A 19,449-nucleotide genomic window follows, 5' to 3' on the forward strand; every position below is an offset into this window, starting at 1 on the left:
ACCGCGGGGCCCCAAGTTAGACGGCATTCAATACTAGGGCACAAGCAGCGTCGAAATCCGTGACAGAATGGTAACAGCGGGGGATATTTGTATTACGGCGATGACGCAGTCTCGGCTCGACCAAGAGTTGCTTGCGCTGGAGATATTCGGTTTTCTTTGCCGGAGCGAGGTCTTTTCCTGGGTCATCGCGACAAGTGTGGGAGGTCTTGCTGAGGTCTGCTGTTGGCGGCAGAGCCGACTTGATTTTGCTCACCGCAAGTATTGCGGCTCGTGACCCTGGCTGTGTGGAAACGCTGCTGCTTTGCCATGATTCTCTCGTGATTCTGCGGGGGAAGCAGAGAGGCGCTTCGTTGAGCAGGCGGATCGTGAGCAATGGACACTATTGCCTGAATGCCTGAACCCGCTCGCTATGCGCCAACGTCGCGAGACAGTCGAGCATCCGTTCGGCACGATGAATGCACGCATGGGAAGGACCCACTTCCTCACTAGAACGCTCCCAAAAGTAGCCGCCGAGATGGCACTCTCGGTTCTGGCCTGACACGGGTCATCAACATCGTCGGGATCAAGCCGCTGATCTATGTGATCGCGGCCTGAGGCCGAGCCGGTCTTGGCTTGCTATCGGCTCATCTACAAAAGTGTGCTTCTACAGCCAAGACCCTTAGCAAACATCGTCTAGGCATACAGTCAGTTAGCTGCGTATGCTCCGACCATTATGCATTAGGTTCGAATTGAACTGCTTTGGCTCAGTCCTCGTCCTCGGACAGCGCACGGCGCCGGTCTACGGCATCACTCATATCGTGGAGTACCAGAATCGCGATGGCCGCCATGCGCTGCCTCTGTTCGGGATTAAGCGTTTTGTAGAGTGGCTGCCACGCCTCGGCGAGTTTATCCAAATCGGCTGATCGTTGAGCCAATGCTTCCGAGCGCCGCTGCAAGAAGGTGATAGGGTCACGATTGCGCAGGGCTTCGACACGGTTTTCGTCGGCCCGTCTACCCACTGTTTCTCCGATTTTTGCAAGGCGGGCTTTCCGGTCCTCCGCCCTGGCACGAATGGCGCTCTCTACAGCGGGCCAGTATTTCTCCTGGTCAGGTGTCAGCTGCAACGCGGCCTTTACCAGATCAATCCTCATGTCCGTCAGCGTATTCCGGTCGGCTGCATTTAACCGTTCCGGAGTCGCAGAAGAGGTTTGCGAGGTTTGCGCGTTGGCAATCGGGGATGCAGCAAGGAAGAGTGCGGTTGTTCCGGCAACTACTATTTTCAACATCGGCCATCTCCTAGGCGAGTTGCCCCACTCCACAATGGTGACGCACTGCGCGGTTACGTTGATCTAAATCAGGGAACCAGCGCCGCCCAGTGTTCGTCCTTTTACATCTCAGAAATCAATCTCGTATCGAGGGCCGACGGCGAGGCCGGGCACGTTCAGACCTTTGTGGGGTTTGGCCCCTCCAAGGAAGAGGCAGAGAAGAGCGCCCTGGGATGGTGCTCGCATATCAGGTTCGATCTTGAGACCTGCTTGAATTCGGATCGCCTGACCGCTCGCAACTCTCGGTCAGACGGAGGTGACGCCGCACTTGATCTCAAGTACATGAAGGCAGTTGCGCGCATTACCGGCTGCAGTTAGAGCGCGTTCGCGAGCGATCGAACGCGCTTGATCTATATCAAGCAGCTCGTGGCCATCTTGCTGCAGGTAACAGACGACGTAGAGCCCAGGTCAATGTTTCGGGGCGCACCGGAGCGACCGGCATGCCACTGGCGGCATATTTCTGGAAGGTCGGAGCAGTGTTGCTCGCACTGCTCTTTGTTGCAGATTATTGGCTGCCGAGGGCCCCGACCGTCGATCAGGCGGCTGCGGACCGGCCGGCCATACTTATCCACTCAGATCGCAAATGGCCCGAGCGTATTGTCTTCGATACCCAGTCGCCGGTGATCGTCGCCGCTGCGCCCGTGGCCGAGGCGACCGAGGTCGCAACTTCATCGGATGTGGCCGAACCGCCCGTTACCGTCCCACTGAGCCCGGCGGTGGCGAATTCTTTCGCGATGCTGCCGAAACAGGATACACGCCCGCCTGAAACCGTCGATCGCAAGCGACAACGCAAGATGTTGCATGTTGCGGCTCGACCGAGGCGAAACGTCCAGCCGCAGATGCTTCTGGCGGCACGACAAGGACAGTTCGGCTGGTTCGGCTTCAGAACCTGGTGATCGGCGTCCGGATAAGATCCAAACGCCGAGTCTCGCGGCTCCTATTCGTACATCGCACAGACATTTCCCTGCCAACGGAGACACCTGCGCACTGCACGCCGGGTTTGGCGGATCGTCGTCCTTGCAACGCAGACGCCGTTGATCCGCGTTCTGCCCACTCCGCAGGCGGCCGCGACCGGCGTGTTCAGGCTCTCGGATTGGGGAAGCGTCGGGGAGCAAATTGAACACGTCCACCAACAATCACCGTAGCGCCGGTCTTAAGCTGCAGACCGATGGCAGATTTCTGCGCCGCAGCGCCGCAACCAAACAGATCCAAACTCGGGCATTGTTGTTCTTTGGTGCAATGAACTTTAGGACAATACCGAGAATGCACTATCCCTGAAAATCTTGTCACCATGCACGCCCCTAACCCGGCACCGGAATTGCACGGTTACCAGGCCCATCATCACAAGATTAAGGAATGGGTCCAATGCTGATGCATATCACCTCAGTGTCGGTGCCTCATCCGCACTCCCTTTGCGAACTGGGGATACCGACCGAAACCAATCCGATCGTCAGCCTGAGCCAACTTACCTATCGGAAGTGCAACAAGATCTACGGCGAAAAGGAACCCGCCGATTATGTCTATCAGGTCAAGTCAGGCGCGGTACGAAGCTACAAGCTGCTTCGTGATGGCCGCCGGCAAATCGGCGCCTTTTACGTTTCCGGCGATATCTTCGGACTGGAGAATGGAAGCCTGCACCGTTCTACGGCAGAAGCCGTCGTGGACACGACGGTTCGCCTCATTCGGCGACAGAATCTCGATGTAATTTCCGGCAGTGATGGCGCGCTGGCCAAGCATCTGCTCCGCATGACCACCAGCAATCTGAAGCATGCGGAAGACCATATGCTGCTCCTTGGACGCAAAACTTCGATCGAGCGCGTCGCGGCCTTCATCCTTGAGATGGACGAGCGGCTCACCGACGCCGGCATTTTGGCACTGCCAATGTCACGGCGTGATATCGCGGACTACCTTGGACTCAAGCTGGAAACCGTTTCGCGGGCGTTATCGCATCTGCGCAAGCTTGGCATCCTCGGCTTCATCGGTGCCACCCACCGCCAGATCGTACTGTTGGACCGGCAGCAACTCGCCGGCTTCGATCGTCAGAATTGACAGCCGGGTCGAAGCGAAGACCCTTTGCCGTTCCTAATTGAGCGGCCCCGGTGCCATGCCGGGACCTCTAATCTGCGCGGAAGTACGGTTCAATAGCGAGCGGTGACCGGTGCCGAATAACCGCCGAAACGATAGTTCAACCGAAGTGTGACCATGTCCACATCCTGACTGACCCCGTTGCCGAGAAGGGTGATGCCCCCTGGCGTGACCACGCCCGCGAAGGACGTGTTGTCACGCCCCATCCAGAGATGGTCGTATTCGATGCCGAACGACCAATTCGGCGAGAAACCGTATTCCCAGCCGACACCGAGGGCACCGCCCCAGCGCGTGTGACCTGCGGAGTCAGGCCGACTCCGGTGAGGTTGTTGAAGACATCAAAGCGATTGCGCGTCACCGCAGCGCCACCCTTCACATAGAACAGCGACGCTTTCCATGCCCATCCGAATTGAGCCGTGAACAGCCCAATGCCATCAATCTTGCCTGTGGTTGAGATCAATGGATCGATCAAGCTGACGCGTGTGTTCTTGATCTCGGCCCAGTCGCCCTGCGCCTCCAAGCCGAGCACAGACTGGTTCGTTTGCCAGCGGTACCCGATCTGCCCGCCAACAAGGCCGCCCGAACGATCAGCGCAACCACCTGCGACTGTCCCGGCGGGCGTCAGGGAATCCACGCAACCATGGCTCTGCCCCCAGCCTCCGTTGGCGCCAATGTAGAATCCGCTCCAGTTGTAGATCGCCACCACCGGTGCCGGCGGCGCCGCCTTGACGGCCATATCGGCGGCCATGGCAGGAGCCGTCATGCTCAGCGCTGCGAGACTGAGCGCAGCCATCGAAGGCCTTTTCAGCGTCCCTATCCCCTCGCTCAGATTTCTCTCGTTCAGAGAACGCGAGCTCTTATGAAGTGCTACGAACGTCCACAAGTCTAAGAGCGATGAGACCCTAAGCCCGTAACAAGATGGCACCACTTGAGAGCGGTGTATGTGCATGGGAACGTGCTTATTCCGCGTCGGGACCTGTATCTGGCTCAGCGTTCCATTGTTCATCGACAAGCCAAGCTTGGATGCGGGGCGACGGAATGAGTTGCCTGGGGACATGCGGATTGATCGTGCCCGCAAATACAACGAGACCTTCGTCGAGCTTTGCACGAACGAATGCCTTGGCCTCTGCTTCCGTAGCGAAGGTCCTTGTTTCCCGAGGGCTCCGCTGCTTCGGCAGCGTGCCGCGTTTACGAACCTCGAAGGTGACATACCAAGTCGGCGTCATCGCACGCACCAACTAATTGCCCTAGCCCAGTCGGTCTCTTGTTTTGGTGCGGGTATCATGAAGCTGGTTGATCTGAATCAAGATCGCGGTTGGTGCTGTCAGTAAACCAGGCGACGGGCGGTAGGGAACACGGAGGATGTTCGACGGAGTTAACGCACAGCCCAGTTCACCCTTGATGTACGTCAATGTCGCTCATGTGTCCGGGCACACGCTATCGTAAGCCGTAGGAATGCGGCTTCTGCTACCCTTAGGAGGACATCATGAAGGCTAAGATGCGACTTTCGATAAAGTCAGTGACGGTTACAGGAATCGCTGCCAGCGCACTTCTGGGACTTGCAGGGGCCACGCTTGCTCCATCACCGGCCCGCGCGATCGTGTATTGCCAGTACGTCGACTATCCGGTGGGTTGCGTTGCCCGGGCTGGCGTTGCCCTCCGGCCACGGCCCGTTGCGCGCGCTGCAGTCCGTCATAACGTCGGCGGTAATGCCAATGGCGGCGTTAATCGCGTCGGAGTGCGTCGATAGAGGATTTGCCGGCGGGCCCCTAGCCTTGGTGCATAAACCAACATCGTGGCCCGCGGTAGCATTCAACACAACTTTTCGGCCATGGAGCGTCTTCGTTTCGAGGGGACTTCTCGGCTTCAGGAGCAGGCCACCAAATTGCTGTCATCTATTTTCCAACGCGTGATGAAGCCGTCTGGTTGAATCGGCGCGCGTGGCATCACCTGCATCGATATCGCGATGGACAGCCAATAACCTGATCACCGTCACCCTCCGTTGGTGCCCTTTGAAAGGAAACATCAATCCGCGTGCAGAATCAGAAAGAGCTTGATCAGGAGGCAGCCGTTTGGACCGCCTCCTAGTCGTTTCCTTGCTGACTCGGTGTGCCGGGCGTGCGATCAATTCCGCTAGTCTGCAGCAGATCAGGGTGCCATAACGTCGCTGGTATGCTGACGCGCCGAAGTCGATGCCCGCTTCACCGGCCTTCGCGTGTGTTTTACGGGCAGCGGAACGGCAAACCGTTGGTGCCTGTGACCAAAGTCTCCGATGTGCAGGCCATGCCGGTAGGAGTTATGTACCAGCCATTGCTGGAGCTGGCCGTGGACGCCGCATAGTAGGCGTTGGCTGCCCGAGCTCCGCCTGTGTAGTAAGGGCCGCCTCCCCATCCCCAGTTGGGAGATGTAGCCGCCGCCGACGGCGGCCGCGCCGGCGACGCTAGCGCCGACTACCTCGGCTCCATACCGGTACGCAGCCCGTCGGTCTTGCCGGCGAGCAACACCTGCAACGCTCATTGGGGTCAGTGGTCGACCGACCCGTGCTTGGGCACTCTCGACTGACATAGAGACACCGCGTTGTTCAGACCAGCTAAACGAGAACAGTGCCGCGCATGCGACAGTTGAGCCCGCAATTGCAAGTTTTGTTAGATGCATCTTTTTCATGAACTTGCTCCATTACTGGCTTGCCCCATGCTGAAAGAATTCTGCCTCACCGCCGGGTGGGCATTGCGCTAGAAGTAGCGAGCGTCAGCGAGGACATTAAGCTCGCCGTTCAGAGACAGGGTTACTACATGCGCAAGCTAACGGACTTTAAGAAGCGGTAGTCCGCAAAGCGCACGTGAAACCTCTACAGCATCACAACCAACCAAGCCGCGATCATCGCGCTGTTTCGCGTCGTCAACCGCTATGCCGGCAACCTCGCACCGATGCCGGTCGTGTTTCCGGGTTACCCGGCAACACTGACACCGGCCGCGAGCTGGCCATGATGCGCTGGGGCATGCCGCCGCCACCAAAGTTCGGCGGGCCACCGGTCACCAACATCCGCAATGCCGTCACCGCACTGGCCAGGCTGCCTGAAGCCGGAGAACCGCCGCCTTGTCCTGGCTAACAGCTTCTCCGAGCAACGTCCGCTGCCGGATGACGCGCTGAGGATCGTGGCGCGTGGCGCCGAAGGAGAACTAAGGCCGTCAAGTGAAAGTCGCCGTCGATCGACCTTACCGATCCCCAAGAGCTGCCCGCAAGAGTCTTGAGATCGCTACGCAGTCCAGCTCGGCAAGCGCGCGGCATCGCCGATTAATTTCTTGAAAGCCGAGCATTTCAGGCGCTCTAGGTCCCGTTCTCCGTCCGCCGCACGCGCCAGAAGATGTTCAGCAATTTCAAGCGCCGAAGCCGACTTCCGCTGATGGAAACGGGCGTCAAGCAGCACCTCGTCCAACGCGCGGCGCAATGTGGCTATCGTGGATGGATCGTAGCTCATGTCGGTCGTGTAGCCGACGCTGACAACAGTGAGATGACTGCCAAAGGACGCTGGGTCCGTTTGGCCTCTTTACGGCCGCGGTCACACTGAAGATCAAGAATTGTCCGGATTTCATACCCGTTCAGTCGTTTGGTTGTCGCAGATCGATGCACCTACAGCGCCGCAGGCCTCCATCAGCGGATTTTCGCTTCAGCGCCAGCGTATGCGGCTCGTGCGAGATCGGATCGAGGGGCGGGCTCTCCAGAGGCGTCAGCCATCTCAACCCGAGTCGTCGCGCCCCTGTCCGATCTAGTAGGCGCGACGAGGCTGCCGATAGGCTGGTTCCCGTGGCACTTGTGCGTTTGCAAAATATGGATTGGTAACGCACATGGCGGAGAGGCCCGATGCATTGGCGTGGCACTGCGCCATCGAGCTATAGCCGCAGTAGAAAGTTTCGCCTCCGCCCCAGTACCAACGTTGTAGGCAGATCGGAGCATTCCCGCCATATGTTTGGGCCTGAGTTGGCGCGGCCGCCAAAACCGAGATCGTTGCCCAAATCGCCAAAGTTGGAATGCGCATCAGAATTTCCTTACGGATCGACTCCATCGCATCAGCGTATCGAAGCCAGACAAAGCCCATTGCTTCAGATCAATTCACATTCGCGCGAGTGGCTGGGGCTACGGCTGTGGTGGCTCAACGCTGCAACGGGCGCCACCTCGGGCTTGCTCGCCAAATGAGGGGCGAAGATGGGTTTCCGCGCGGAAAGCTGACGATGATTGATGGGCGGCAGCGCGAACGCCACGAGTTGATCTTTGGGGCAGGATAATCCGGTCAAGGCAGAGCCGCAGCGCCACCGGGTCCCCCGCGAGCGCCGCCGCAAAATCGCCAGCGCGGGGGGCTCCGGGGGCGTTGTTGGGGCGGCGGCTGTCAAACCATGCCGCGATTTACGTGCCAACCGGTCTTGTCGTGATGGCGCTGCGAAACGCGAGAGGCGAACTAACGGTGGAAATGGTTTGCGTACCCTCGCCGACGCCCTGAATGGTGAGGTCGCCATAGTTCAAAAGGCGGCCAAGAACGCTTTGATTGACATCGACGCTCTCAACCTTGTCGAGGCTCATCTCAAAGGTCCGCCTCTTAATGAAACCGGCCTTGTGGACGACCCGCATGTTGGTAACGTCGGTCTCGGTGGTCCAGCGGTGGAACCAAGCCGTCGCCGTCCAGTACGAGGCCGCAAGCCCAGCGACCGCCGCCAATACCAAGTAAACCAACGTCAGCGCGTCGACGGCGGCCAAGCGCCACAGCACCAGAAATGCGACCGCCGCGATCCACGCCCCGATTGCAGGCAGAAAGTACACCCAGTGTTCGTTGGTCGAATACAGCACCCTTTCGCCAGGCTGTAGGATTTCGTCGATATAGCGCCCCATACGCCTACCCGGAGTTTACCTATCACCGCGGTAATATGCGCCATTTTAAACGGAGAAAGACCTTGATCTATCTCAAGCCTTCCAACGGCCAGCGCCGGAAGCTCGCATGCTTTCACACGAGAGCCGGTCCCATCCCCTGCCGTGAGAGGTCGGGATGTTTGGACGGTTAAGGGAGGTGCAGAATGATCAGGTTGATTGCTATTGCCGGCTTCGCCTTATCGGTCGCAGTATCGGCGCAAGCCATGACACCTGCGCCGATTACTCCTCCGCCCAACGGCATGATCACTGAAGTCGCTGCTGCCTGCGGCGCGGGTAGGACACGAGTTAACGGTGTGTGCGTCGCAAGAACCACCGTCCGCCATACCCGTCGAGCCGTCCGCAGATGTGCGACCGGAATGACTTGCTAGCGCGCCGATGGTTTAAGCGGTGCAACCACGAAGGCTGAGACGACCCGAAACTGTCACTAGCGGCATTCTGCGATCAAGGTTGCCCGAAGCCGCTGATGGAGCGGCTGCTGGGCGTGATGGTCGCCGCACATAATCCAGATCAACGCTGTCGCTCGACTGCCGAAAAAATTGGCGCATGGCAAGACGGCTTTCCATTATCGAAGTGGGGGCGATTACGATTATCGTTCTCAGCGTGGCTGTACTCGCCTTCGTCGGGTTTTCCATTTGGGCAGAACTATGAAGGCCGGGGTGCGCCGAGACTAACGCCATCCTCCACGCGCTCCCGGCGCACCGCCTCGCTCGCCGAGTTCTTTCGACTTGAGCCACGTCTTCGATAGTCCGCCGTCCGCTTCGACACGATCCCTTCCAGCCCCATCTGGCAGACGTGCTTGAAGATCGTCGGGTCCGCCGCCGGTCAGGTGTTCGTTGAAGCGGATGGCGTGCGACTGTTGAGCGCGAGCCACACCACGTCCTTTTTCTTGGTCTGTGGGTTCGTAGAGTTGGCACGTCGCGTCATTTCGCTGTGCTAGGCATCCGTCGCCACGACGACACAGAACCGGCGTCAAGGGTGAGGCCATTAGAAGGCCCTACAGCGCGCCGCCAGCGCCGGGCTACCGGACACCGGCAAGCCGCACCAGTTTTCCAGCCACTGGCTTAGTCGTGAACGGTCGGTCCGTAGGTTTCTTGGAGTGTTCTTGCCACGCAACTCCGCGGATGAGAGAAAGCAGGACGAAGCCGGTATGGTCTTGAGTTGGCCCGTGTGAGACATGCCGTCAGGGTCGTGAGACTTAGCCGAATGCTTGACGACGACATGTATCGACGCATCCTCTCAATTTCTCCCGTATGCACGGCAGTTCGTCAGTGGAAATGATAGGCGAACATCGTATGACTACTTCATGCTCACATGCGGACCTATTTCAGCCAAATCCCAGACGCTCGCCCCGGATGGCGCCGCGTCGATGATCGCTGACGACGGAGGACTTATTGCGAGCGTGCCGCCGTCAGCAAGCGAACTGCTGGGAAGTCCGGGCGCGGCAGCCTGATTCAAATGACGCCCACCATTTCAAAAGTCATTCTCGTCGCGTTGGTGATCGGCTGGGTACGCTACAAGTACGCGCGGCGTTCTCGTCGTGCGAGGGTTGTGTGGAGCGCTCGCGGCCCCTGGAAACTGCGCTCCTGCTCATATCTCTTTCGGGACTTGGACTTGTTCCGCTCGTCTACGTAGCGACAGGAATACCTCATTTTGCAGATCGCAGCTTCTATCCTCCCTGGCTTGGCTGGGGTCTCTCTTTGCGATTGCAGCTCTGGGCGTGTTTCACCTGACCCACCGTGCACTCGGCCGGAATTGGTCGATAAGTCTCGACGTGCGGGAGAATCATGAACTCGTGACGGAAGGGATTTATCGGAAAGTTCGACACCGATGTATTCGGCATTTTGGCTGTGGGCTATCGCCCAGGCATTGCTTGGATTGCCGGTTTCGCGGGCCTGGCCGGCTTCGGGATCTTGTTCTTTGGTTGCGTCGGCAAGGAAGAGCGAATGATGTTGGAAACTTTCGGTGACAGCTACCGGGTCTACGCGGAGCGGACCGGTAGGATTTTCCCATCAATATGCTGAAAGAAAGCGTGCCCCTTCTGCAACATTCGCCAAAAAAGGGATCGCGCGACTGTCCGCACGGGCATCTATTTGTTGTGTGGGTAGAGCGTCCGGCTAGGTTCAGAATCGGTAAGGGGTAGCGGGCAACTTCAGGGGAGATTGATGCTGAAATTCGTAATTGCGGGTACTGCGTCTTTGGCTTTGGTGGGAGCGGCAGTTGCCGCGGATCTGCCTCGTCCGCAGCCCGTCGTCCAGACCGCGCCGGTTGGTAAATATCCCGTCGGCAAAACTCCAGTCGGCAAATACCCGATCGGCAAGGCTCCGGCGCCGGCTCCGTTAGTCACCAAGGGCTAATCCCGCAGATTCAAGCGCCTTCGGCCCGTCGGGGGCCGGAGGCGTTCACCTTCAATAATGTTTTGGCTTGGGCTGTGGTGGGTCCAAGAAGGGTTGAACGTGGCAAGGGTGATCTGGGAATACCGCGATCTGCGACTTATTGTCGGGGTCGCAATCTTTGCGGCTTCCGTGGGAAGCGCTAGTGCACAGCAACTCGCGGGGCGCGCTGATCTTCAGCAGCGACCGGACACTGCCCCCAAGACTTCAATCAACTCCGCTACGAAACCGGCCGCAGCTGCGCCAAGCAGCTCGCCAGCCACGTCGGATGCAAAGCCGGCCCGGGTATCTTCAGTTAAAGGACCCTACTACGTCGATTTTCGCGCCCGCACTGCTGCATCCTACGGACACGCATTTGTCTGGTACGGCAAGACGAGCCAAAGGGCGGTTGAAGTTGCCGGCCTGCATCCAGCAGGTGACACGCTGCCGTACGTATTGGGACATCTCATGTTTGTGCCTTCTGAAACCGGCGCGAGCTATGGTGACCTCGATGAGCAATATTTGACAGCCAGTTATCGAGTCTACTTGAATGAGGCTGACGCCAAAAAGGTATTTGCTTACATCAAGCGTCTTCAGGCGACCTCGCCGGTGTGGAACGCGGGAACAACCAACTGCACCAATTTCATCGGTCGCATAGCGAGTTTTATGGGCTTGAAGGCTCCATTCCATTTGTTGAAGCCTGAAGAATACATAACCCAACTCAGAGCGCTAAACGGTGGACGTCCAACGGTGCAACTGGTTGCCAACCGGTAGACCCCGGGAAATGGCGGGCCAAAGTCGAGGTGCCATCCGAGCTTGCGTGATGGCGTATCAACGAGCCGGACGGGATGAGCGATTCGCGTCGCGTAGAGAAGTTGAGCGACGGCGAGTTAACGTGTATCGCGATGGCGGCATACACACGGGGCCGCACTGCTCGGCCAGTCTCGCCTAGCCGAAAAGGCCGCCAACTGAGGCGGCCGCGGAGAAGCAATGTCCAAGTGGCGGCCTAATCTTTATCTGTCCAGCATTCCAAGGAAACTCTACTGGTCGCGCCCGTGAAGCGGTTTCTGTGTTCGAAGCCTTGCCCGATTGGCTCGTAGCGGAACATCCAGCCGCCAACCAATACGGCGAACACAGTGGCAAATGAAGGCCAGCGGCGCTGGCCCGTCTGCCATTGCAAAGGCCCTCAAGATAGGCCACGCGTCAGTTTATCGCGCGCTTGCGGAGTGATCGGTTGCGCGCGCGTCCCTGCAACGGAAACTTGGTGCGGCCTCGGGGGAGGGCAAAATCCCATGGAAAGCATGCTACCAGGTCTGTCTGTGGATCTCGCCGCGCAGCCGACCTAAACCCGAACCTGCCGAAGACCTTCAACATTGATGTGTTCTCGGGCAGGACTTCCGCCGTCAATTCCTTCAGTCCCGTTTCCCTCGCGATGTCGACGAGGTGCCGCATTAGCATCGAGCCAACGCCGCGCCCCTGCCATGCATTGACCTCCATGAAAGCCATCTCGGCCCGGCCGGGCTCGGAGACAATATATCGGCAGCCGCCAACCACAGCCTTCCGGCCTGCTTCCTCCGCGCGCGCAACCAAGGCGATATGATTCTTAAAATCGACGTCCATGAAGAAGGCGCGCTCCTTGAAATGGCTCTTCATCGCAAAAAATCGGCGCTGCAACGACTGCGGGCTCGCTTGGTCTAGTGCGGGGAGCATGTCGGCCTCGTCCTCCGGCCGAAGCGCGCGAACTTCGACCGGACTGCCGTCGCGCAAGCGCTCTCGTGCACTGGTGACCGACATGCGGACTCCGGTGTCGAGAGGCCGGGCGACGCACTTGCCCGATCCCGCCCATGGGCCTCCCGGCCGGTCGTGGTCGCTTGATCTGGATCAAGACCTCCGCGCGAGAGGGGGAACTAGCTCACTCACCCGCAACATGCGTGGCCAAGGCTGAAGGCGCGTCCGTGAGAACACTCCGCCAGATCATCTCCGGAGACGAGGTCATCCAGCTTGTGATCCGGCTGGGGTTGCTCGCGGTCCTGATCGTCTGGACACTGCTCCTGATCCGTCCGTTCGTGCCAATCCTGGCCTGGAGTGTCGTGCTCGCCGTCGCGCTTAATCCGGTGTTTGAGCGCCTTGCCAAAATCCTCGGCGACCGGCCGAAACTTGCGGCAGCGATCCTAACCCTTATCAGTCTCGCCGTTGTCATTGGGCCCGCGACGTGGCTCGGCATGGGCGCAGTCGACGGGATCAGGGATCTTGCCGGCCAAATGACCGCCGGCGAGGTGTTGGTTCCGTCGCCACCTCAATCGATCAAGGATTGGCCACTCGTCGGGCCTCGGCTCTTCGATCTCTGGGATCAGGCCTCGACCAATCTGCGTTCGCTTCTGCGCGAAGTGGTGCCGTATCTCAAGCCCTTCGCGACGACCTTGCTCGGATTTGCCGGCAATGCCGGTGTGGGGACCGTAAAGTTCCTGCTGTCCGTGATCGTGGCTGGCGTCCTGTTTCCATATGGCCCGCAACTCGTGGCCGCGGGTCGTGACTTTCTGTCACGGATCGTGCCCGACCAGAGCGAGCACTTTCTGGACCTCGCGGGTACCACCATCCGTGCGGTCGCGCAGGGTGTGATCGGCGTCGCGATCGTCCAATCCTTGCTCGCCGGCATTGGGTTCAAGCTGGCCGGTATCGCCAGCGCGGGACTACTGGCGTTCGTGGTGCTATTGCTGTCGATCGTGCAGATCGGCGGAACGATCGTCATCCTGCCGGTCATTATCTGGATCTGGACTGACAAGGAATTCCCGATCGCGCTTCTGCTGACGGTGTTTCTCGTGATCGTATCGGTGCTCGACAACATCCTAAAGCCGCTCGTCATGGGGCGAGGCCTGACCACACCCGCGCTCGTCATCCTGATCGGGGTGATCGGAGGAACCCTCGTCCACGGCATCATCGGCCTCTTCATCGGACCGATCATTCTGTCGGTGGCTTGGGAGCTGACGGTTGCCTGGATCCGTACCGAACGCGCTCCGCAGCGGGGAGATGTTGGCTATGGGCCGCCGCGCTCTCTTGATCTGCATCAAGGCGTCTCATCATCCCCTTCGCCGGATAACAATCGCTGACCGACGAAACCAGGAGCATGGCCGAGTCCGCCATGGGAGCACGCGATGGCAGTCCAGTTCCTCGGCACCGTCATCAGCGTGATCAACAGTGATCAACATAGAGCTTCTGCCAGTCTCCGAAGGTGATGTCTTTGGCTTCGCGCTGCCCGCGAGGGGCGATCTCGGCGGGCTTCGCCTCAGAGGCCTGCTTTTGCGCCGCGGCGTTCTGGACCGAAGCTGGTCCGGCAATGGCCGCTGCGAACAAAATCAACAGGAAGGTGCGAGCGTGCCCGGGCCATGGCGTTGAAGGGGCGTTGATCATGGTTGCGTCTCCAGGCGCCAGCCTCTGTAACTATTTATGCGCGTCGAGGGATTTTTCGACGAGCGGTGACCACATCGGAATTGTGTCGGTCGAGCCGACGAGGAAATGCCCCTCATTGCCGAAGGGCGGCATCAGATGATATCGGCCCTGCCGCCGGCCGCAGTGAAAGCCTCATGCATGCGCTTCGACAACGCCGGGCCAAAGAACGTGTCGTTCTCGATATAGAACCACAGCATGGCACCCGCGAGGTACGGCCCAAATCCGCGGTCGCTTCGACCAGTCTGTCCGGCGCGCAGTTGTTGTTGGGCTTGCCGTCGACGCGACCGCCGCGACCTGCTGCAAAGGTGATGATCGCTGGAGACGGACATTGTCTTCGGCGAGGGCCGGCAAGCCGAAGGCGGCAAGGAGAACCAAAGCCGTCAAGAGCGGTCGGAAGATTGCGGCCAACTGCGTACGCATCGTCGCCTCCGTCAGCCGGTATAAGTGAGTGCCACGATGATCGGGCCGAGCACAGTCAGGACGACGTTGCCGATGGCGTAGGGCACTGCGACGCCGAGAACTGGGGTCTGACTCTCGGCGACTTCGCAGGCTCCGGTCACCGCAGCATCGACGGTCATGGCGCCGGCCAGCGCCCCGCAGGTGATGACCGGATTCATGTGCAACACATAGCGCGCAAACAGTGTCGCGACGATCAGCGGCACCAGCGTGACGACCAGGCCCATGCCCACCAGCAACGCCCCGTGCGCCTGTATCGCAGCCCAGGCCGCGGCTCCGTTGCCGAGCCCGATGGCTGCGATGAAGCCACCGAGCCCGAGATCGCTCAGTGTCTGCTGTGCCGCGCGTGGTAACGCTCCGATGGTCGGCCGGCGCGACCGCATCCAGCCGCAGACGAGGCCAGCGATCAGCGCGCCGCCGCCGCCGCCCAAGGTCAGCGGGATGCCGCCGACCCTGAGGCTGACGAGACCCGCGAGGAGGCCCGCGGCGATGCCGGTTGCGAGAAAGGCGATGTCGGCGCGGTCGCCGGAGCGCAGTATCTGCCCGACCTTCGTGGCGGCACGCTCGATGTTGCGAGTGCTGCCGACGAGCGTCATGACGTCCCCGACATAGACGCGGGTGTCCGGGCCCAACGGGACCTCGCGGCCCATCCGGGTCAGCGTGCGGAGATAGACGCCGCGTGCGTCGTTGCCGACGCGTTCAGCGATCTCCTTGATCGATCGGCCATGGAGATGGCGGCTGTCGACGAGGACGTCGATCACATTGCCCGGAATTGCCTTCAGGATTTCGTCGGCATCGATTTCCTTGCCGATGACCGGCTTTGCCGCGACGAGGGCAGCGGTTCGCCCGGCGACGACGATGTCGTCGCCGGGTTCGAGGATGCTGTCGAGGCGCGGCTCGATATCGGCTCCCTGCCGCACGATTCGCTCGACGACAGTGCGGCTGCCGATTTCCTCTTCGACGTCCTTGACCGTGCGTCCCGCGGCGGCCGATACTCGGTAGGCGCGCGCCTGGAATTTGCGATAGTGCAGATTTTCACTCTGTGGCGGGTTGCCGCCGGCAAGCTCCGCCTCCAGCTTCGCCGCCTCCGCCTTCAAATCGATCCGCATCAGTTTCGGTGCGACAAACGGCACGTACAGGAGTGTGAGAATATAGCCGAGGACATAGGTGACGGCGTATCCGGCTGCGATGTTTGCTTCTTGCTGCTTCAAAGCATCACTGGACAAGCCGACTTGCGCGAGCGCTCCGGACGCCGTGCCGATGATGGAAGATTGCGTCAGCCCACCGGCGGCAAGTCCCGAGGCCGTGCCCGGATCGAGCTTGAACGCGAATGCAAATATCAAAACGAGGATGAGACCCGTGCCGCCGAGCACGAGCGCCATGGCGACCTGCGCCATGGTGCGGATGCTCAAGGAGGCGAAGAATTCGGGGCCGGACCGGTAGCCGATCGTGAACACAAACAGGCTGAACAGAAGCACGCGCAGCAGCGACGGGAATGTAAAGGTTCCGAGCTGACCGATAAGAACGGCCACCACCAGTATGCAGGCTGTCGTTCCGATTGAGAAACCACGAATCTTGACTCGGCCCAGCACCGTGCCGATGGCGATGGAAAGCAGCAGGAAGATTTCCGGAGCGGTGGAGATCATCCACCTGACGGTATCCATGGCGCATGCCCTCCAGCCATTTGCGCCGAATCTGAATCGTGAAACCGGGCGACGCTTGATCTAGATCAATCCTCGCCGACGGCACGCCTTCGCCTTTTGAGCCGTGCAGGATTCGGGACAGTCGACGTCTCGGACATGAGCACGATGGACATCGTCACTGCTTCGTCGGCGCACCGCGACGATCGGGTACCAGTCGTGTTCTGCTTTGGGTCTACCGGCTTGGTCTGCATGGACGGAGCTTGGTATCGCTGTGATCGCTCCCTCGACCCTGCTGCCTGGCCGCGAAGCCGACCTCAACGAGGCCCGTTTATGAACGCGCCGGCCGATCGCTCGACAGTGTGCTCGGAGAGGGCAACGCGGGGCAACCGTGATCCAAACGAAGAGCATCCGGCCGCATCGTCAGCCGGGCGGCTACGACGTGAACCGTTTCATCGCACGCCGGTCGGCCGTCAGCTGCCTCGGACATCAGACGAATCAAGTTCGCCTGACCTACTCACCCTACAGAGATTCGCGCGCCACGCGGAGTCCGGGGGAAACACCCCGCAGTTATTCGACCTATTCACAGCGTCTTGACTCCGTGCGAATCGATTCGGCCCCCTTTGATGTGATAGCAAAGCTGTTTTGTGATGATGCTGCTGCTGGTCGGAGTGGGCGCGGTGCAAGCCCAGCAGTCGTGCATGCCCTGCTCGCTGCGCACACCCGGCCTGCTGTACGAATGCGTCGATAAGAACGGAAAGCTGCAGCCTGCTGGACCAACGGCAGCGCGGCAGACAAAACACTTCGACCAGTGCATGGCGCGCGGCGGCTCAGGTTACAAGTGTCTCGATGAAGCAGCGAAGGTGAAGTGAAGCAGCGGAGTGTCTGCCGAAGGGCTGATGTGTGCCGCCGGCTAGGGACGTGCCGGCTGGGCTGCTCGATAGAGCTACAATGGCCGCAACTCTGCGGCCGCGCGGACCGTTATCTCAGTTGACGGAGCTTCGGGCGGCCGCCCGAGCCATGGGTGCGCAGCTTGTGTAGATGATCTTGTTTGAGACACCGAACCGAAAATAAACGCGAACCGGCTTGCCTTCGTAATTTTGATAGTCGATTTGAACGCCGTGGCCCGTCAGGCTCACGTCGTCCAGCGAAAATGAGAGTACTCGCTTCGTTTCGAGCTTAGGTGACCAGTAGGCAGCGATTGCTTCTCGCCCAGTCAGGCTGACGCCTTCGCAGGCGCATTCAAGCACCGCTCGCTCATCATACAGATCGAGCAGCGCGTTGACGTCTCCACGCCGGCAGGCGTCGAGCCAGTCTACAACTGTGGCAACAGGGTCAAAGTCATCCCTCGGAATAGGCATGGAGGTTCCATCATCAGCCGCGCCGCTCCCGGCGCGGGACTTAGATGGACTGTGATGAATGCTGCTTGAACGCACTCCCGCAGAACTACTGATTGAAGCCCGCCTGATCGAAGCTCAGGCGGGGCGATAGATCAGGCCGCAACGTGAAGTCCGATATTGGCGTCCTTTCTCGATGTCCGCCCGCCGACGATCCGCCGCAGCTCGGCCGCGACGCCGTCCAGCACCGCGCGCTTTTCCTTCATCCGCTTGGAGTGATTGTACACTTTGCCGGTGACCGTCGGCACGATCTGCTCGGCCTTCTTGCTCGCGGCGTGGTCGAGGCACTTCGCAATCCATGCGTCGTCGAAGCCGAGGTCGCCGGCCAGGGTCGCTGCCGTCCGGCGCAGGTCATGGGGCGTGAACGGCTTGAGACCGAGCAGCTCGCAGAGGCCAGCGGTTTTGGTTTTGTCCTTGTTCGTCTCGTGCTTGGTGCCGCGCAGGGCGTCGGCCATCGCTTTCCGGTGGATCGGCTGGCCCTTGTACATGGGACTCTCGAAGACAAACTGCTGACCATCCGAGGCGAGCGCCTCCTTGATGATCTCGACCGTCAGATCGGATAACGGCTGCTGGATCACCCGCCGCTTCTTGACCCGCTTGAGCGGCACGTCGAAGCGCGGATGCTCGCCGTCGAGGTCAAACAGCTCATCCCGATGCGCGCCGAGCAGTTCGCGCGAGCGCAGCATAGTGACCAGTTCGAACTTGAGTGCGAGCCGGGTCCGGCGGTCGTAGGGAAGGTCGTTGCGGTCCAGCCCGTGCCAGAACGTCTTGATCTCGTCTTCGGAGAGGACCCGGGTGCGGGGATGTTCGGGATCGAGTTTTGGCAGGTTGACGCAGGGGCTGGCGGTCACATAGTCGCGGCCTGCCTCCGCCGCCCAGGTGAACAGGCCCGAGGCCGCCTTGCGCATATGGCGCGCGTTGCTGACCGAGGGCTTGCCGAACTTGCCTGCGACGATGTCGTTCGAGAGTGTGGCGATGTCGTGCTTGGTGACCTCCATGGCCAATTTCTTGCCGAGACGGGGCCGGATGAGGCGATCGAGGTGGCTTGCCGTGTTCTCCCAGCTCTCCAGCCGGGGCCGCATTTCGCCGTCCGGCTTCTTGACCGGCGTCTTCATCCAGGTGATTCGCTCGTCGATGATCTCGGCGACGGTCTTGCCGCGCTTGGCCGTCGCGGTCTTCTGGTCGCGGAAGGTCTCGGCAAGCGCCTCGCCGCCCATGGACTTGAGGCCGTAGACCTTGCTACGGGCGTCCTCGACCGTGAAGGTCTCAGCATTGTAGACGCCAAGCCAGCCGGTGCGTTGCTTGCCGGTCTCCCGGTCGGTGAACTTGAACGAGAAGGTCGCCACCCCTGCCGTGGTGATGCTGACGTACAGACCAGGGCACTTACGGTCGTAGAGCTTGGTCCGTTTGGCAACGCGTTTCTCGCACATGCGGTCGGTCAGAATGGCGCTGCTATTGCGGCCCCGCTTGCCGGCGGGGGAGGGGGTGATGTTACTATCCATGTGGTTTCGGCTCCTAAGGCTTGGGACCAAAGGGCTCGGCTTTGGGGCTTTCAGTTTGTCGTGCGGACGCTGAAAGGCTTAGGGCCGGGCCCTTATTTTGGTGAAGCCCGCTGAAACAGCCCGCATCAGGGTAGTCGAAAAGCCCTTATTTTAAAGAGTGTTCTTAGTTTCGGCGTGTTTCACCGAACACCAAAATATAGACGTGTGGTCCTGGCCGTCGTTGCTACGGTCAAGTGCTTTGCGAATGCGGCAGTCGCGTCAACCGGCGCGGTGTCGGTGACTTTCGCAAGCGTGAGGGAGGCCAGAAGGAACTCGGCTCCCGGGAGAGC

The 19,449-nt window shown here is 60.1% G+C and carries 17 protein-coding genes and 4 pseudogenes; 9 read left to right on the plus strand and 12 right to left on the minus strand.

What is annotated here, in order from left to right; all coding sequences use genetic code 11:
• Positions 1–400: 400 nt before the first annotated feature.
• Positions 401–594, plus strand: a pseudogene (locus AB7245_RS10900) (IS5/IS1182 family transposase); the annotation flags it as partial.
• Positions 595–743: 149 nt separating this feature from the next.
• On the opposite strand, the gene AB7245_RS10905 reads toward AB7245_RS10900, so the two are convergent.
• Entirely contained in the window at positions 744–1,265 is a 522-nt protein-coding gene (locus AB7245_RS10905) for a Spy/CpxP family protein refolding chaperone (protein WP_038945733.1), read from the minus strand.
• A 479-nt stretch (positions 1,266–1,744) separates the two neighbouring features.
• Here AB7245_RS10905 and AB7245_RS10910 point away from each other — a divergent pair, with 479 nt between their 5' ends.
• Positions 1,745–2,200 carry a hypothetical protein gene (locus AB7245_RS10910; protein ID WP_439034231.1) on the plus strand — a complete coding sequence of 152 codons (456 nt, stop codon included), beginning with the start codon at positions 1,745–1,747 and terminating at the stop codon, positions 2,198–2,200.
• Positions 2,201–2,669: 469 nt separating this feature from the next.
• Positions 2,670–3,353: a helix-turn-helix domain-containing protein gene (locus AB7245_RS10915; RefSeq protein WP_038945731.1), complete on the plus strand. Its 684-nt coding sequence runs from the start codon at positions 2,670–2,672 to the stop codon at positions 3,351–3,353.
• A gap of 89 nt (positions 3,354–3,442) precedes the next feature.
• On the opposite strand, the pseudogene AB7245_RS10920 reads toward AB7245_RS10915, so the two are convergent.
• A pseudogene (locus tag AB7245_RS10920) lies at positions 3,443–4,182 on the minus strand (outer membrane protein).
• A 166-nt stretch (positions 4,183–4,348) separates the two neighbouring features.
• On the minus strand, positions 4,349–4,615 hold the full coding sequence (locus tag AB7245_RS10925) for a hypothetical protein (protein WP_071913258.1): 267 nt from the start codon (positions 4,613–4,615) through the stop codon (positions 4,349–4,351).
• Positions 4,616–4,875: 260 nt separating this feature from the next.
• Here AB7245_RS10925 and AB7245_RS10930 point away from each other — a divergent pair, with 260 nt between their 5' ends.
• Positions 4,876–5,139 carry a hypothetical protein gene (locus AB7245_RS10930; RefSeq protein ID WP_085398219.1) on the plus strand — a complete coding sequence of 88 codons (264 nt, stop codon included), beginning with the start codon at positions 4,876–4,878 and terminating at the stop codon, positions 5,137–5,139.
• Positions 5,140–6,316: 1,177 nt separating this feature from the next.
• Positions 6,317–6,529 (plus strand): annotated as a pseudogene (locus AB7245_RS10935) (SOS response-associated peptidase); the annotation flags it as partial.
• Between the two features lie 116 nt (positions 6,530–6,645).
• Here AB7245_RS10935 and AB7245_RS10940 read toward each other — a convergent pair.
• From AB7245_RS10940 to AB7245_RS10950, 3 genes are all read right to left on the minus strand, one after another.
• Complete coding sequence (locus tag AB7245_RS10940) at positions 6,646–6,867, minus strand: hypothetical protein (RefSeq protein ID WP_038946060.1); 222 nt, start codon at positions 6,865–6,867, stop codon at positions 6,646–6,648.
• Between the two features lie 288 nt (positions 6,868–7,155).
• Positions 7,156–7,485, minus strand: a complete 330-nt coding sequence (locus AB7245_RS10945) for a DUF3551 domain-containing protein (RefSeq protein WP_346283407.1) — start codon at positions 7,483–7,485, stop codon at positions 7,156–7,158.
• A 305-nt stretch (positions 7,486–7,790) separates the two neighbouring features.
• Complete coding sequence (locus AB7245_RS10950) at positions 7,791–8,270, minus strand: PH domain-containing protein (protein ID WP_085405584.1); 480 nt, start codon at positions 8,268–8,270, stop codon at positions 7,791–7,793.
• A gap of 2,201 nt (positions 8,271–10,471) precedes the next feature.
• Here AB7245_RS10950 and AB7245_RS10955 point away from each other — a divergent pair.
• A complete protein-coding gene (locus AB7245_RS10955) occupies positions 10,472–10,663 on the plus strand; it encodes a hypothetical protein (protein WP_085405585.1) in 192 nt (63 codons plus the stop codon).
• A 168-nt stretch (positions 10,664–10,831) separates the two neighbouring features.
• Complete coding sequence (locus AB7245_RS10960; protein WP_434057417.1) at positions 10,832–11,452, plus strand: hypothetical protein; 621 nt, start codon at positions 10,832–10,834, stop codon at positions 11,450–11,452.
• Positions 11,453–11,881: 429 nt separating this feature from the next.
• Here the strand turns inward: AB7245_RS10960 and AB7245_RS10965 are convergent, their stop codons facing one another.
• Complete coding sequence (locus AB7245_RS10965; RefSeq protein WP_085405586.1) at positions 11,882–12,472, minus strand: GNAT family N-acetyltransferase; 591 nt, start codon at positions 12,470–12,472, stop codon at positions 11,882–11,884.
• Between the two features lie 161 nt (positions 12,473–12,633).
• Here AB7245_RS10965 and AB7245_RS10970 point away from each other — a divergent pair, with 161 nt between their 5' ends.
• Positions 12,634–13,785, plus strand: a complete 1,152-nt coding sequence (locus AB7245_RS10970; protein ID WP_245344286.1) for an AI-2E family transporter — start codon at positions 12,634–12,636, stop codon at positions 13,783–13,785.
• An 82-nt stretch (positions 13,786–13,867) separates the two neighbouring features.
• On the opposite strand, the gene AB7245_RS10975 is transcribed toward AB7245_RS10970, so the two are convergent.
• From AB7245_RS10975 to AB7245_RS10985, 3 genes and pseudogenes are all read right to left on the minus strand, one after another.
• On the minus strand, positions 13,868–14,086 hold the full coding sequence (locus AB7245_RS10975) for a hypothetical protein (RefSeq protein ID WP_193375960.1): 219 nt from the start codon (positions 14,084–14,086) through the stop codon (positions 13,868–13,870).
• A 30-nt stretch (positions 14,087–14,116) separates the two neighbouring features.
• A pseudogene (locus AB7245_RS10980) lies at positions 14,117–14,441 on the minus strand (dienelactone hydrolase); the annotation flags it as partial.
• A 115-nt stretch (positions 14,442–14,556) separates the two neighbouring features.
• Positions 14,557–16,245: an aspartate:alanine exchanger family transporter gene (locus AB7245_RS10985; RefSeq protein ID WP_439034232.1), complete on the minus strand. Its 1,689-nt coding sequence runs from the start codon at positions 16,243–16,245 to the stop codon at positions 14,557–14,559.
• A gap of 626 nt (positions 16,246–16,871) precedes the next feature.
• Here AB7245_RS10985 and AB7245_RS10990 point away from each other — a divergent pair.
• The gene (locus tag AB7245_RS10990) at positions 16,872–17,093 is read left to right on the plus strand and encodes a hypothetical protein (RefSeq protein WP_085405589.1); all 222 of its coding nucleotides are present in this window, start codon (positions 16,872–16,874) and stop codon (positions 17,091–17,093) included.
• Between the two features lie 114 nt (positions 17,094–17,207).
• On the opposite strand, the gene AB7245_RS10995 is transcribed toward AB7245_RS10990, so the two are convergent.
• A complete protein-coding gene (locus AB7245_RS10995; RefSeq protein WP_085405590.1) occupies positions 17,208–17,582 on the minus strand; it encodes a YybH family protein in 375 nt (124 codons plus the stop codon).
• 131 nt (positions 17,583–17,713) lie between these two features.
• Positions 17,714–19,120 carry a tyrosine-type recombinase/integrase gene (locus AB7245_RS11000; RefSeq protein ID WP_085405591.1) on the minus strand — a complete coding sequence of 469 codons (1,407 nt, stop codon included), beginning with the start codon at positions 19,118–19,120 and terminating at the stop codon, positions 17,714–17,716.
• Positions 19,121–19,449: the final 329 nt, after the last annotated feature.

The sequence above is a fragment of the Bradyrhizobium sp. 604_D8_N2_3 genome, assembly GCF_051810765.1.
Classification (GTDB): Bacteria; Pseudomonadota; Alphaproteobacteria; order Rhizobiales; family Xanthobacteraceae; genus Bradyrhizobium; species Bradyrhizobium barranii.

Coding starts and splice junctions, on each gene's coding strand:
- AB7245_RS10940 (WP_038946060.1), bottom strand. CDS start 6,867: ATGAGCTACGATCCATCCACGATAGCCACATTGCGCCGCGCGTTGGAC.
- AB7245_RS10990 (WP_085405589.1), top strand. CDS start 16,872: ATGATGCTGCTGCTGGTCGGAGTGGGCGCGGTGCAAGCCCAGCAGTCG.
- AB7245_RS10950 (WP_085405584.1), bottom strand. CDS start 8,270: ATGGGGCGCTATATCGACGAAATCCTACAGCCTGGCGAAAGGGTGCTG.
- AB7245_RS10930 (WP_085398219.1), top strand. CDS start 4,876: ATGAAGGCTAAGATGCGACTTTCGATAAAGTCAGTGACGGTTACAGGA.
- AB7245_RS10985 (WP_439034232.1), bottom strand. CDS start 16,245: ATGGATACCGTCAGGTGGATGATCTCCACCGCTCCGGAAATCTTCCTG.
- AB7245_RS10965 (WP_085405586.1), bottom strand. CDS start 12,472: ATGTCGGTCACCAGTGCACGAGAGCGCTTGCGCGACGGCAGTCCGGTC.
- AB7245_RS11000 (WP_085405591.1), bottom strand. CDS start 19,120: ATGGATAGTAACATCACCCCCTCCCCCGCCGGCAAGCGGGGCCGCAAT.
- AB7245_RS10915 (WP_038945731.1), top strand. CDS start 2,670: ATGCTGATGCATATCACCTCAGTGTCGGTGCCTCATCCGCACTCCCTT.
- AB7245_RS10975 (WP_193375960.1), bottom strand. CDS start 14,086: ATGATCAACGCCCCTTCAACGCCATGGCCCGGGCACGCTCGCACCTTC.
- AB7245_RS10905 (WP_038945733.1), bottom strand. CDS start 1,265: ATGTTGAAAATAGTAGTTGCCGGAACAACCGCACTCTTCCTTGCTGCA.
- AB7245_RS10925 (WP_071913258.1), bottom strand. CDS start 4,615: ATGACGCCGACTTGGTATGTCACCTTCGAGGTTCGTAAACGCGGCACG.
- AB7245_RS10955 (WP_085405585.1), top strand. CDS start 10,472: ATGCTGAAATTCGTAATTGCGGGTACTGCGTCTTTGGCTTTGGTGGGA.
- AB7245_RS10995 (WP_085405590.1), bottom strand. CDS start 17,582: ATGCCTATTCCGAGGGATGACTTTGACCCTGTTGCCACAGTTGTAGAC.
- AB7245_RS10945 (WP_346283407.1), bottom strand. CDS start 7,485: ATGGGCTTTGTCTGGCTTCGATACGCTGATGCGATGGAGTCGATCCGT.
- AB7245_RS10910 (WP_439034231.1), top strand. CDS start 1,745: ATGCCACTGGCGGCATATTTCTGGAAGGTCGGAGCAGTGTTGCTCGCA.